11 protein-coding genes and 1 pseudogene are annotated in these 14124 nt (G+C 35.0%); 9 read left to right on the forward strand and 3 right to left on the reverse strand.

The genetic code is table 11. From position 1 onward, the window contains the following. Positions 1-4: 4 nt before the first annotated feature. The 6 genes from Q9306_RS13540 (at position 5) to Q9306_RS13565 (ending at position 6816) form a co-directional block, all read left to right on the forward strand. The gene (locus Q9306_RS13540) at positions 5-634 is read left to right on the forward strand and encodes a DUF4166 domain-containing protein (protein ID WP_306199222.1); all 630 of its coding nucleotides are present in this window, start codon (positions 5-7) and stop codon (positions 632-634) included. Then, a complete protein-coding gene (locus Q9306_RS13545) occupies positions 622-2250 on the forward strand; it encodes a YndJ family protein (RefSeq protein WP_306199224.1) in 1629 nt (542 codons plus the stop codon). Before Q9306_RS13540 ends, Q9306_RS13545 begins: the two co-directional genes overlap by 13 nt. Positions 2251-2396: 146 nt before the next feature. Beyond that, positions 2397-3164, forward strand: coding sequence for an ABC transporter ATP-binding protein (locus Q9306_RS13550; protein WP_306199226.1), 768 nt, complete (start codon positions 2397-2399; stop codon positions 3162-3164). 12 nt (positions 3165-3176) lie between these two features. After that, complete coding sequence (locus Q9306_RS13555) at positions 3177-5042, forward strand: ABC transporter permease (RefSeq protein WP_306199228.1); 1866 nt, start codon at positions 3177-3179, stop codon at positions 5040-5042. Positions 5043-5253: 211 nt separating this feature from the next. Next, positions 5254-6648, forward strand: a complete 1395-nt coding sequence (locus Q9306_RS13560; RefSeq protein ID WP_306199230.1) for a PepSY-associated TM helix domain-containing protein — start codon at positions 5254-5256, stop codon at positions 6646-6648. A 36-nt stretch (positions 6649-6684) separates the two neighbouring features. Then, on the forward strand, positions 6685-6816 hold the full coding sequence (locus Q9306_RS13565) for a hypothetical protein (protein WP_306199232.1): 132 nt from the start codon (positions 6685-6687) through the stop codon (positions 6814-6816). 281 nt (positions 6817-7097) lie between these two features. On the opposite strand, the gene Q9306_RS13570 is transcribed toward Q9306_RS13565, so the two are convergent. Beyond that, positions 7098-7322 carry a hypothetical protein gene (locus Q9306_RS13570; protein WP_306199234.1) on the reverse strand — a complete coding sequence of 75 codons (225 nt, stop codon included), beginning with the start codon at positions 7320-7322 and terminating at the stop codon, positions 7098-7100. A 754-nt stretch (positions 7323-8076) separates the two neighbouring features. On the opposite strand from Q9306_RS13570, the gene Q9306_RS13575 reads away from it, so the two are divergent. Continuing rightward, on the forward strand, positions 8077-8301 hold the full coding sequence (locus Q9306_RS13575) for a hypothetical protein (protein ID WP_306199236.1): 225 nt from the start codon (positions 8077-8079) through the stop codon (positions 8299-8301). 54 nt (positions 8302-8355) lie between these two features. Then, positions 8356-10533 carry a transglycosylase domain-containing protein gene (locus tag Q9306_RS13580; protein WP_306199238.1) on the forward strand — a complete coding sequence of 726 codons (2178 nt, stop codon included), beginning with the start codon at positions 8356-8358 and terminating at the stop codon, positions 10531-10533. Between the two features lie 96 nt (positions 10534-10629). On the opposite strand, the gene Q9306_RS13585 is transcribed toward Q9306_RS13580, so the two are convergent. Continuing rightward, positions 10630-11181, reverse strand: a complete 552-nt coding sequence (locus Q9306_RS13585; protein ID WP_306199240.1) for an MFS transporter — start codon at positions 11179-11181, stop codon at positions 10630-10632. A gap of 133 nt (positions 11182-11314) precedes the next feature. Next, entirely contained in the window at positions 11315-11893 is a 579-nt protein-coding gene (locus Q9306_RS13590) for a DUF2087 domain-containing protein (protein ID WP_306199242.1), read from the reverse strand. A gap of 819 nt (positions 11894-12712) precedes the next feature. On the opposite strand from Q9306_RS13590, the pseudogene Q9306_RS24645 reads away from it, so the two are divergent. Next, a pseudogene (locus tag Q9306_RS24645) lies at positions 12713-14026 on the forward strand (GW domain-containing glycosaminoglycan-binding protein); the annotation flags it as partial. Between the last annotated feature and the right edge of the window lie 98 nt (positions 14027-14124).

Genomic DNA, 14124 nt, shown 5'->3' on the forward strand with positions numbered 1-14124 from the left:
AAAAATGCCTTCCATTTACGAAACATTATTAGGAGAATCCTATCATCGGTTACATCCAAAATTACAAAAACGGTATGCGATTACAGAAGAACTTGGTTTTACAGGAGAAGGGAAAATGGATGAAATTACAGAAGGTTCTGCTGCTGTAAGAATGTTTTTAAAAGTAGCAGCGAAATTCCGGATGTTCTTTTCAGAAAGAGGGACAGAAGTACCATTTATTATCCAAAATAAAGCAGAGAAAGACAGGAAAGGAGAGATATTTGTAAGATGGAATCGAATGTTTTTGTTCGGTGAAAAAAAGCGTTATTTTCATGCTGTTATGTATTTAAATGATAAACAAAATGAAATTGTCGATTATTTTGGTGAGCCACATTTGCTTGTATCGACGCTTGCGTTTCATGTTGATCCAAAAGGAGCGATGCATATTTTATCTAAAAAACAATGGTTCTACTTATGTGGGGTGAAGATTCCATTGCCAAAGTTTTTATATGGACAGGCAAAGATTATAGAAAGTTATGATGATGAATTAGAGTGTTATCGGATACATGTACAAGTACAAAATCCATTATTAGGACCACTTTTCTCCTATAAGGGGACGTTTACAGAAAGGGATACAAATCTATGCGAAATATAATGATTGGCTTCATGTGCTATGTCATTTTTCTTATATTAGAATGGCCCAAATTACACCCTGTTGAATCGATTATATTATTGTCTATTCTTATATTTATCCCAATGGCGTTTTCTATTGTAGATAAGAAAAAAAGAAATGGAGACGAACTATTTTGTTATAAGCTTGCAGTATTTTTTTATCCGGTTGCAGCAATAAGTGCAATGCTTGCTTTTGTAACAGACTATTTTCTATTTGCGATAATTTGGTTTATATATACTGGTATTGTCGCGCTGTTTGGAGTATGCCGACTATTAGAAAGAGGATGGAAACCATTAGAAGAAACTGCGATTGATAGTGGATTTATATATTTATTTTTAGGTGGATTTTGGTTCCTTGCCTCTGTAGCAAATATACCAATTATGCAGTTTAGTTCAGATATTGTTTTACTCACAGCGGCTCATTTTCATTACTCTGCTTTTCTACTTCCTTTGTTTGCAGGTTTATTAGGAAGAAAACAACAAAAGAAAAGTAAGTTATATACAACCGCTTTGTTCATTATAATTATTTCACCAATGACAGTTGCAATTGGGATTACGTATTCAAGAACGTTTGAATTTTTTGCAGTGTTACTCTATCTTATTTCCCTGTATATTTACGGGATTTTTGTATGGAAAACAAAGTTCACTTCTAAGAGTGCGAAGGTTCTTCTTATCATCTCGTCTAGTACACTTATGGTAACTATTCTTTTCTCACTTTTCTATTCATATGGAAACTTTAAGCAAGTCATGACGATTACGATTGCCCAAATGGTGTGGATTCATGGAGTTGTGAATGGAGTGGGCGTAGCATTACCTGGTTGTATTGGCTGGATGATTGAAAAAGCTGCACCGACATATATTCGTTATGGAAAACCGATGAGTCGTATAAAAGGTAAGATGAAAATAGGAGAAAATGTTTTATTAGAAAATAGCTTAATAGAGGAGAAGGAATATAAAGGTCTTATAAATAAAGTGATAGATTTTGATAGTAAACAGTTTAATACAGAGAATGTATCGCCATGTATTATTGATTTTTATGAGAACACGAAAAAATATGAATTAAAAGCAACTATTCACTGGTCACGTTGGTTTTGGCCATTTGCTTTTCTATATGAAAAAATAAGCCGACGTGTACAACAAATTCATTTAGGGATGGGAAATCGCTTAGAGAGGATGGAAGGAACGATTCTTGCTATAAAAGATGAAAAAGATGGTAGAAATGACGTTAGAGCGTGGGTTCGGAAAAATGAACTGAATGAAACAATCTTTGTCGCGCTCTACTCTCAGCATGAATATAACGATGAAATATACATGAATATTGCATTGCCATTACCGTATGCAAATATGACGGGGATATTAAAATTGCGTAATGATAAAAATAATCTTATCATTACGAGTCGATTAAGGAATAATGCAAGAGGGGATGAGGGGATATATTTACATAACCGTTTCTTTACAATGCGCTTGCCGCTCGAAGAAACATTTACGATAAGAGAGAAGGCTACAGCAACGTTAATAGCACATCATCAAATGTGGCTGTTTGGTGTGAAGTTTCTCGAGATTGATTATGAGATAGAACAAAAAGAGAATATTGCATAATAAAAAATGAGTTTGGTATAATGCCAAGCTCATTTTTTATTTGTATTTATAACGTGAATCTTAAGAATTCTTAAGAATTTACCTACAAGAAACTTAAAAATTTCTGAGAAGATACTAATAAATACTGAGAGATAGGGGATGAAGTTATGAAAAGTACTGTAGTAGAAGTAAATCAATTAGAAAAAGTATATGGAAAGAAAAAGGAAAATCACTCAAGGGTATTAAAAGGAATAACGTTATCGGTAAAAGAAGGCGAGTTTGTTGGGATAATGGGTCCATCGGGATCGGGGAAAACGACGTTGTTGAATGTGATTTCGACACTTGATCAAGCGACTAGTGGTACGGTGAAAATTGCAGGAACAGACATTGCAAATATGAAAGGAAATGCATTATCTGATTTCAGAGCGCAAAAGTTAGGATTTATTTTTCAAGATTTTAATCTTCTTGAAAATCTTTCAATTTATGAAAATATTGCGTTGCCGTTGTCACTGCAAGGAGTGCCTTTAAAAGATATTGAAGGAAAAGTACAAGAGGTAGCGAGAAAACTTGAGATAGAAGCAATTTTAGAGAAATATCCAACTGCAGTTTCTGGTGGTCAAAAGCAACGTACAGCAGCAGCTCGTGCACTCGTACATAATCCAGCAATTATTCTTGCGGATGAACCAACAGGAGCACTTGATAGTAAAAATGCGAAAAGTTTATTAGAAGCGATGCATGATTTACATGAAAATCATCAAGTTAGCATTATGATGGTAACGCATGATGTGTTTAGTGCAAGTTATTGTGAACGCATTTTATTTATCCAAGACGGATTGCTTTATAAGGAAATTAACCGCAATGGAAGTAGAGCAGCATTTTATCAAGATATTTTAAATGTGCTTGGAAAAATGAGTTCTTCTAAGGAAGCGATATAAGGAGATGAGGACATGTTACTGAAATTATCGATACATAGTATACAAAAGATGATGAAAGATTATCTTGTTTTGTTAATTGGTCTTATCGTTAGTATAAGTATTTTTTATATGTTTCAAACGATGGCTTTAAATACTGAATTTACGAAAGAAAATAGTATCATTAGCAGCATTCGGATTGTCTTCGGGATTGGTTCTGTATTACTTTCGTTTATAACCTTATTTTACATTCTTTATGCAAATTCCTTTTTGCTTACACTGCGCCGAAAAGAATTAGGAATGTATATGATGCTTGGTGCGAAAAAGAAAAAGGTTGCACAGCTGCTTTTTATTGAAACATTAGGGCTTGGAATGATTGCTTTAATAATTGGAAATGCAGTAGGAATTGGATTAGCAAGTGCAATAGGGAAGATTCTTATAAAAGGTATGGGTGTATCAGCGAAGGGATACGAGGTGTTTTATTTTCCCGCTTTAATTGCAACGTTACTTTTCTTCTTTGTTCTTTTTGTAGTGACAGGGCTGATTAATAGCATTCGTCTTTTGCGCAAAACAGAATTGGAGCTTATACGAGAAGGTGAAACGCAAGATGAGGTAGAAAAAAGTAAATTGCGTATTACGGTTTTTACAGTGCTTGGAATTTTGATGCTAGGCACTGGATATTACTCGATCATTCATGTGAATGAATTAAAGGAAATGGGACTTATAGTTGCAACGATTTGTACGACAATTGGAACTTATTTTATATTTGGTTCATTATTGCCTTTATTTGTTACGATGTTAAAAAGAAATAGAAAAAGAAATGAAGCCGGACTTAATAGTTTTACACTTGCACAGCTACGTTTTCGAATTAATAGTTTATCGAGAGTGTTAGGAACAGTTTCTATGTTAATTGCACTAGGTGCTGGTGCGATGACAGCTGGGATGGCGTTTCAAAAAAATGTTGGAATGACAACGGAATTTTCACGAGTGTATGATGCAACGATTCATGATCCAAATGCCGAAGAAATTAAAGAATTAAAGCAAATGAACATTTTAGAAGAAAAGAAGTATTCATATAAAGAAAATGAGGAAGCGGTTTACTTTTTGCGTGACGATTTACTTGATCATCCACCGCTTATCTCGGATCACAGAAGTGCGAAGAAAAGTAAAGAGCCAATTCGTGTTCGCGTAAGTGAGACACTTTCTGAATCTATATACACCTCTCTCGAGAACCCAGCAACAAGGAAATATCCAAGCATGCCTCAGCAATGGGAAGATGCACTCATTCATGAATTTCAAATTAGCTACAATCAATTTGGAGGAAAGCCGCTCCGTATTGCTGACAGAGAAAATTATGAAAAAGTACAAGGGAAAACGCATTTACTCCTTTTAGTTCGTGTTGATGATCTGCAAAAATATAAACCGATTCTTACAAAAATAGATCAACGACAAAAAGAAGTTGCACAAAAAAATATCGGGGAAGAAGTACCAATGCAAACGAAAATGACGACGTATCAGTATATGTATACTTTTATGAGCGGCACAATGTTTATGGGATTTTTCCTAGGCGCTTCTTTTCTTGCGATGATGGCTAGTTCACTTATGTTTAAAATTTTAACGGGAGCATCTAGAGATAAACGCCGCTATGCCATGCTTCGGAAAATTGGTGTTCGAAAAGGAGTGCTTTCTCGCAGCATATATAAAGAAGTATTCTTCATCTTCTTATTTCCTGGGATTGTTGGAATTGCTCATGTATTAGTTGGCATGAATCTATTTTCATTCATTTTGCTTGATCCGTATGTGAAAATTTGGATGCCGATTGGTTTATTTGTTCTTATTTATTCTGCATATTACTGGACAACAGTACTTTTGTATAAAGGTCTGGTATTGCCAAAAAGATAGTAAAAGGAAAGGCGATTGCTTGAAAAGAGCAATCGTTTTTTGCAAATAATAAAATATATAAAATGGAAGTTTCATAAAAGAATTACAAATAAGTTTGAAAAATTCTCACAAAATGTTCACATATATCCGATATATTAATAATCGAAATTATAGTCTTATAAGTTTCTATAAAGATAGGAAGGATAAGTATCATTTAGGAGGAAAATGAAATATGTTTGCAAAACAACAAACAGTAAATCATTCTACTGAAGGACATGAAGCTCAGGTAGACAGTTCAAAAGTACAATTTTTATATCGAGCTGTATGGCGCTGGCATTTTTATGCCGGTATTATTTTTGCACCTTTTGTAATCTTATTAGCAATCACAGGTATAATCTATTTATTTAAACCGCAAATTGAAAATATTATATATAAAGATTATTTCTATGTGCAAGTTGCAAAAGAAAACTTAACTGCTGAAGAACAAATAGAAGCAGTGAAAAAAGTGTATCCGGATGCTTCTATTACAAAGTACAAGCCATCCTTTGTATCAGATCGTTCAGCAGAAGTAGGAATTGTAGATAAGGACGTTCCAATGACGGTATTTGTAAACCCACATGATGGCAAGATTTTAGGAGATTTAAAGAAAGAAGAGAAATTCATGAGCCAGGTAGAAAGGATGCATGGTGAGCTTATGATTGGCAAGGCGGGAGATCGGATTGTCGAGATGGCTGCTTGCTGGGCCATGATTTTGCTGATTACCGGCTTATATTTATGGTGGCCGCGCAATAAAAAATCAATATTTGGTACATTGATTCCAAGGTTTTCTAAAGGAAAGAGGACAATGCTAAGAGATTTACACTCTGTTCCAGCATTTTGGTTTTCACTGTTCATTTCTCTATTTATACTGACAGGACTTCCTTGGTCTGGATTATGGGGAGATTATATTAATAAAATCGCAACGGCTACAAAAATAGGATACCCAACAGGACTATGGGATGGTAATTTGCCACAGTCTACTGTTCCATCTAAAGCGGTAGCAGATGTTCCTTGGGCAGCAGAAAAGTTACCAGTTCCAGAATCTGAGGAAAATAAAACAGCTCCTCTTATGGTGGCAGACATTATGAAAATAGCAGAAAAAAATCAATTAGAAGATGGATACACAATTACATTCCCTAAAGGAGAAAAAGGTGTGTACACATTATCCGTTAAACCTAACAATCCAAAAGGGGAAGCAACGCTGCATATTGATCAGTACAGCGGAAAGGTATTAGCGAATTTGCGATTTGAAGATTATGGGATATTGGCTAAAGCAATTTCTATTGGGATTGCGCTGCATGAAGGGCGTTATTTCGGGTTAGTTAATCAGCTATTAGATCTTGTAATTTGTCTTGTATTAATCGGAACTGCTGTAACAGGCTGTATGATGTGGTGGAAACGTAAGCCATCTGGTACGTTAGGTGCACCTTCTTTACCAAAGAACTTTAAATTAATGAAAGGAGCAGTAATACTTATTATCATGCTGGGGATTTTGTTCCCGCTAGTAGGCATTTCGTTGCTTGTGGCTTTGACTTTTGATTGGTTGGTAATAAAGAGAGTGCCAACTTTGAAAAAGTGGTTTGGTTAATGTAGGTTACATGATTGATAAAGTAAGGAGAATGGTATGAAAAAGAAAACCTTTACATACACAGTAGCGAGTGTTTTATTAATGCTTGGTGTATATCTGTATATAGACCACAATAAAACAAAGGAGACAAAATCAACATCAACACCGCCTTGTCATATCGATAAGTAATATAAAAAGACTTTCAATATAAGTACTATACACAGCATATATTTAAGTATAGAACTATAATTAAAATACCCGTAAAGGTTAACCTTTACGGGTATTTTTGTAAAGTGGTTAGCTAAACGAAATGATTTTTCTATGAGAGACCTTTGTAGATGTAAAACCATCATTAATAGCAAAGTATTGAGCATAAAAAATATAATTTTAAGTTAGGATGAAGCTCCGCTAATGGAGTATTGTATGCGATGTTTCATTTATATAAAGAAAAGGAAAGTAAAAGGCTAATCTTAGAAATAGTATGTGGAACCAAATGGAATTGTTGAAATGTCAGTTGGATAAGTGACATGAGGTATCATATGATGAGGTACAACGTAATGATGTACGATATGGAAAAAGAAAGGGTCTGTTGCCATCACGTGGTGAATGGCATGAAGTGTTTGTTGGCCAGCACTATATGTGATAGCAGCACCGAACTGCCTGGTATTGTTAAAGTGAGGGTTTATCATAATCATTCATCTTGCTCCTTCATAGTAGTGGGATTTGCTTTTTACATGTTATGTCTAAGTATGGAACAAAGAGCTTGTTTTATTGAAGAACATGCTCCCTTCCCATTTGTTTGTAAAGTTTTTTCATATATAGAGGACACTGAAAAAGTCTATTAAAAGAAAAAAGCAGATAACTGCCTACTATATTAGGTGATTATCTGCTTTTCATTTTCTATATACAGATAAAATCTTGGTTATTCACTAAAAGTAGGTGCTTTTTTTGGCAGCCTCAATATATATCCAGCGTCTTTTTATCTAGGAGATAAACTATATTATTTGGGGTTTTATAAGAGTTTTTTCTGAAAAAACTCTTATGACCCCCTAAAAAATAAGGCTCCTTACGAAATAAGTATAGATGGAAAGAAGCGATAAGAGAGTTTATTTCTTATGTGAGGTCTATGAAAAGCTAAATGGAGCGATAATTAAGTGCGTATGTATATAAATCCAAATTAAAAAACGACATAAAACCATCTTTTTTAGGTGGGCGAGAGCATCTGGCCATGCATAAAGCGGTCAGGGCCTTTTCCTACCACATGCGAAGTTTAAACAAAGAGAGAAAGCAAGTGGAAGCTCCTTTTTTTCTGCATAGCCGCAATCTATATGTCGGAAAATCAAAATGGATTCATATAGTATATAAACTTTACACCTATACGGGTCTGTAAAAATAGAAGCTCACTTTTATTAAAAACAATGGAAAATGTACTAGAAAGGGAGATTCAATTTGAAGGAATTTACTGTTTGCTACACTTTGGATAATGATATTAAAAAAGAAAAAATAATAAAAGGATTAGGTGTTAAAAAGGAAGAGGTTGTACAAGAAGTCTTAAAAAAGGTGGAAAGTGACAAGTTCTTTGTTGCAAAAAGTGATGAGGGAGATTCAATTATACATTCCTGTTTAGTACGTTATGTACGTGTTATAGAGGAGAAAGTGCTAGGCCAAATATAATATTCATAATTTAGTAGGTAGTAAGTAAACTAAACAAACGTAGGGGAGAACAAAATGTCAGAAATGTATCGTTCTCGTGAAGAACGAAAACAAACAAAGAAAAAACAAAACGGAAGTGGAAAGTCCTCTGAAAAAGGATCAATGTTGAAAAAAATCTTACTTGCTTGTTTGCTGATTGGCCTCAGTTTAGTAGTAGTAGGAGTTGCTATTTTCTTTTACATTATTAAAGATGCTCCCAAAATAGAGGCCTCAAAATTGGTGGATCCGCTATCCACGAAATTTTATGATAAAGACGGAAAGTTCATTTATGAATATGGAAAGGAAAAACGAACAAAAATCACATATGATCAAGTTCCAAAAGTGTTGGAAGAGGCATTTATTGCAACAGAAGACTCTCATTTTTATGAACACCATGGTATAGACATAAAACGAACCGGCAAAGCAATTCTCGAAAATTTGACTGGGAACTTCGGTTCTCAGGGCGGAAGTACCATTACACAACAAGTTATTAAAAACTCATTTTTGTCTCCTAAAAAAACAGTAGAAAGAAAAATACAGGAGTGGTACTTGGCATATAAATTGGAAGGAAAATACTCTAAACACGATATTTTGACAATATATTTGAATAAAATTAACCTTGGAAACCGCTCTTATGGCGTTGCTACTGCAGTCAAAAATTATTACGGTATCGAAGCGAATGATTTGAAAAAATTGACACTTCCGCAGGCTGCTATGTTGGCAGGACTACCGCAAAGTCCAAATAACTACGATCCGTCCAAACCTGAAAACGAAGAAGCAGCGACAAAGCGCCGTAACCTTGTCTTAACTTCTATGCAGAGACAAGGTTATATCACGAAGCAGCAAATGCAGGATGCGATGAAAGTTCCGGTAACGAAAGGAATTGTTCCAAAAACCAATCAAGAAGGTATGCCTTATGAAGCGTTTTTAGATGCTGCAACAAAAGAAGTTGAAGACGAGTTAAAAGATGTCAATATCGGTACGGATGGTCTTCAAATTTATATGACACTCGACCCGAAAGCGCAGCAGTATGCCGATAAAATTATGAATACGCAAGATATTGTGAGTTACCCGAATGACCGTTTCCAAGCAGCTTTCACATTTATGGATTCGAAAACGGGTGAAGTACGTGCGATTGGAAGTGGCCGTAATGAATACAAAGCAACATTCCGAGGAAATAATTTTGCTATTGATATAAACCGCCAGCCAGGTTCGACATTTAAACCAATCTTTGATTATGGCCCGGCGATTGAAAATTTAAAATGGTCAACGTACCACCAACTTGTGGACGAACCGTATCATTACTCAAATGGAAAACCTATTCGAAACGCATATACGGATTATAAAGGTCCTATGTCTATGCGAAATGCTCTAGTAGAGTCACGTAATATTCCAGCTTTGAAAACATTACAAAAAGTTGGTTTGAATAAAGCAAAAGAGTTTGCGCAATCACTTGGGATTCCGTTTCCCAATAATCAGGTTTATGAGTCTTACGCAATTGGAAGTAACCTTGTGTCTCCTATTGAGATGGCAGGAGCATATGGTACCTTTGCAAACGATGGTGTGTATACAAAACCGCATTTTGTTACAAAAGTTGTTTTCCCAGACGGCAAAGAAACAAGCTTTAAGTCGAAGGGTAAACGTGTTATGCATGACTATACGGCTTATATGATTACCGATATGCTTCGTGGTGTAGTGAATGCCTCTAACGGAACAGGTACAGCAGCTAATGCACAAGGTCTTGATATTGCAGGAAAAACGGGAACAACAAACTTTGACGAAAAGACACTCAGTGAGTTCGACTATCCATCTAAAGCGACCAATGATAGTTGGTTTGCCGGTTATACACCACAATACATGATGGTTGTTTGGACTGGCTATGCGAAGAATGGTCCAGGCAATTATATGCTTGGAGATACAACAAAAATCTCACACCTTATTTTTAAAGCAATGTTTCAAGAGTTTGGAACAGACACATCTAGGTTCCAACAGCCGAGCAGCGTATACCAAATGAATAATGAACTGTACATTAATGGGATTAGTCCTGACAGTGTTCCACCAGTGGCGGCTCCATCCGCAGCTGTTTTACCAGAAGCTCAAAATCTGGAACAGGACAACAGTAAAGCCAATAGAAATGAAGACACAGATCATAGTGGAGATAAAGATAAAAAAGATAAAGGTAAAAAAGATAAACATAAGCATAAGCATGACTAAGGTAAGTACAGAAAAGGAGGAACCTAGTTATAACTTGTAATAGTTTTAGTTAATTGAAGACATAGGAGAAAGTCTTCATAAGAAAAGAGGTACCTCTTAATTGGTACCTCTTTTTCGACATGTTTTCGTTGAAATAATTACAATTAGAGAAATGGCAATAAGAATATAGGCAATTCCCCCAATTACACCTAAAGCACGTGGTGTAAGGTAGTGTAGCACCGCTCCAGAAATAAACATAGATATTCCTAATACAGTATTTGTAATCATTGCCGATATTCCAAACATAGTTCCTTGGTGTTTTTCAGGAATTTCCTTCATAAGAATGGTATCAAAGCAAGCGTTACCAATCCCGGACATAAATGCGACCCCGCAAAACATAAGCAATGCAAAAACTACTAAATGTGTTTGACTTAATAACAGTTGAAATATCCCCTCGAGCAATAAACATACTAAACCTGTAACAAGTAAATTTTTTCGTAGTCGATTTGCAACAGAAAAGCTTAATATTAAGCCAAACCCTGAACCGGTTACATGTAGTAGCATCGCTAGCACAGCTACGGAACTAAAACGATCCCCAATACCATTCACAACGCCAGCTAGAAATAACTTCCGATATTGTTTTTCTTCATTTACAAATGAAATATTCATAGATATTCTCCTCGTTTTATAAGTATCTAATTTTATAATCATCTAATTAGTTGGTTAAAAAAATAAGGGCGCCAAGTAACGCCCTTTATCCCGTATTAACAGGCAGTAAGCTTCCGATGAGGGAAGTTTCACTTTATTTTAACCACCATAACTCAATGGGGTTTAATTCATATTGATTATTTTCTCGGTACATATATTGGCACATAATGAGTTCGCGTCTTAATGTTGCGTAATCTTCATAAAATTGCTTTAAATATTCATTGATTTCCTTTTCCGGGTAAACTTTTCCGAATTCTAATCCTTTAACCATATGTGCAAGTATGACAAGCTTTTTCTTTCGCTGTGCAGGATAGGTTTTTAGTTTTCCATCTTTTGTGAAGAAATTATTGATAATAGCTGACCGTTCTTTTTCAGTAACCGACATTTCCATATTTGAATCGCCTCCTGTACCTACAGTAAAAATAGCTTTAGCGCTCGTCTCTAATATTTTTGTATTAAGAGAAAAATAAATCGTATTTTTATCACGGCGTTCTTTTATAAGTCCAACCTCTCGGAGTTTTGTCATATGGTGGGTAATTGTTGGGGGTTTAAGTCCTAACTTTCCAGCAATCTCTTGTCCGCTCAAATGACCTTGCTGGAGCAAGGCAATAATGCGAACACGTGTAAGATCACCTAACGCTTTATGAAATTCAACAATTTTGTTTAATTGCATTTAGAAATCACCTACTTTGATTTTTATCTAATTAGATTATAATCTAATTATTTTTGTTATTCAAGTAATAAAATAATGAAAATGTTTATAGAGGTAGTCAAATTTATTTTCTACTCTATTTAACGTGAGTACAACAGGATAGAAAGAAGCGAAGAGATACATAAGGAATGTATTATATAGATATTTTTGTGATATATTTCAAAGTTTTTCCGAATTTATTGAATGAACTTTAAAAAACTACCCCCACAAAAGGATTAGTTGATTCGAATGTTATATAAGGGGAGGAGAGAATGATTGTAATACTTGGTTTCATGTACTCATTTTGAATCTACTTAAGTTATAATTTATATTATTATTGAATATAATGATGTCGCGATATATAATGTGATAGATTTCTTTATTAGCGAATTTATTAGTGATTTTAGAGATTTTTAGTAGTAGTCTTCTAAAAGTATTGAGGGCTACAATCTATAAATAGCGGGATAAAATTCATTAATAAATATTCCCTAAAGAAAGTGCAAGTACATAATATATGAAAATAGAAAAATGATACTATTTTAAAAATATAAACAAAAAAGAATCGAAAATTATATCAGAATAGCAAATTGTTATATGCTAGAAGGCGTCGTTTATTTTTATTGAATATAAACAAACACTTCCATAAAAAGGTTATTGAATGTTATGTATTCTAAAAAAATACGGGAAATTTGTCGAAAAAACTATATGAAAAATTCTATAAAAATAGTAATATGTAAGGGTAGTAGAGAGGGACATGAATGTTAGGGATCTTATTTATTAAAATATATATTAAAAGATTACATGAAAATAGACCTCTTCCAGCTACAAGATTATTACAATTTAAGGAGAGGGTGTCTAGAAGTGAAAAAGTTTTGGCTATCTGTATGTACCGCAATTACGGTTTGTGGTGCCCAGACAGTAATCGTTGGAAATACGAACACTGCTTTAGCAGCTAGTACAGTTACAAATGAACAAGCGGTAAATTTCGATGGCTTGATGAAAGCTAACATGAATGGTAATGGCATATGGTCAGTACCATATGGCTTACAAGGTGCTAGTTACCTTGGAGACGTTACTAAATATAATGGTATGATGGTTCATGTTGTTGGTAGTGTGCAGGTTGGAAATGTACTTTGGTATCATGTACAGGTAAATGGAAAAGATGGAGGATACCTTGACAGTAAAGTCTTAAATGCTGCAACGAATGTTAATCAGAATCAGTTAATCGTCTATACAGCAGGGAATGGGGTTTGGTCTAGTCCATATGGTGTAAATGGTGCGAGCTATGTCGGTTCCACTAATAATTATGTAGGAAAAGACATAAAGTTGCTTCAGAAATTAACGATTGGAAATGTCACATGGTATCAATTTAGCATGAATAATCAAGTCATTGGATGGCTCGATGGTCGTGCGTTAAGTGGCTTAACAAATATACAAGCCATAAATCAGGCGGCTGTTATGGGGGCGACAAATGACAATGGTATATGGAGCATGCCGTATGGCCTTCCAGGTGCAAACTATTTAGGATCGACCAATCAATATGCTTTACGAGATTTGCAGTTAATCGAGAGTGCTACATATCAAGGTACACAATGGTATAAGTTTAGTCTAAATGGCCAAGCTATTGGCTGGATTAGCAGTAATGCATTAGACAACGCAGGTGTAGTAAAGCCGGCAAACTTTTCGGTTGTTATCGGAAGTACGAATGGCAATGGCATATGGACAGTACCGTACGGCATTGCTGGTGCACAATATGTACAAAGTACAAATGATTATGCTTATCAAACACTTCAAGTTATAAAAACTGCAACAATTGGAAACGTTAATTGGAATCAAGTAGCAAAGAACGGTAAGATAATAGGATGGCTTGATGCTGGAAAGTCCCTTACAGATTTAACTAATATTAAAGATGAGAATCGGTCGGCAGTTATTAAGCCGTCGACAAATGGTGATGGTATATGGAGCTTACCGTATGGAGAATATGGAGCGAAATTCGTAGCGCCTACAAATGATTACAAATTTCAAATGATACAAGTTGTACAAAGTGCAACAAAAGGTTCTACCACTTGGAATAAAATTAAGCAAGGCGATCGTATTTTAGGCTGGGTTGATGCGAATATACTATCTTCGCAAACCGCCTATACTCAGCTCGATCCAAACGGTGAAGTTCATTATAACTGGGGATATGGAGCTCCTGCTGGTTTTCCTTCTCA

Source organism: Bacillus multifaciens (assembly GCF_030756675.1).
In the GTDB taxonomy this organism is placed as follows: domain Bacteria; phylum Bacillota; class Bacilli; order Bacillales; family Bacillaceae_G; genus Bacillus_A; species Bacillus_A multifaciens.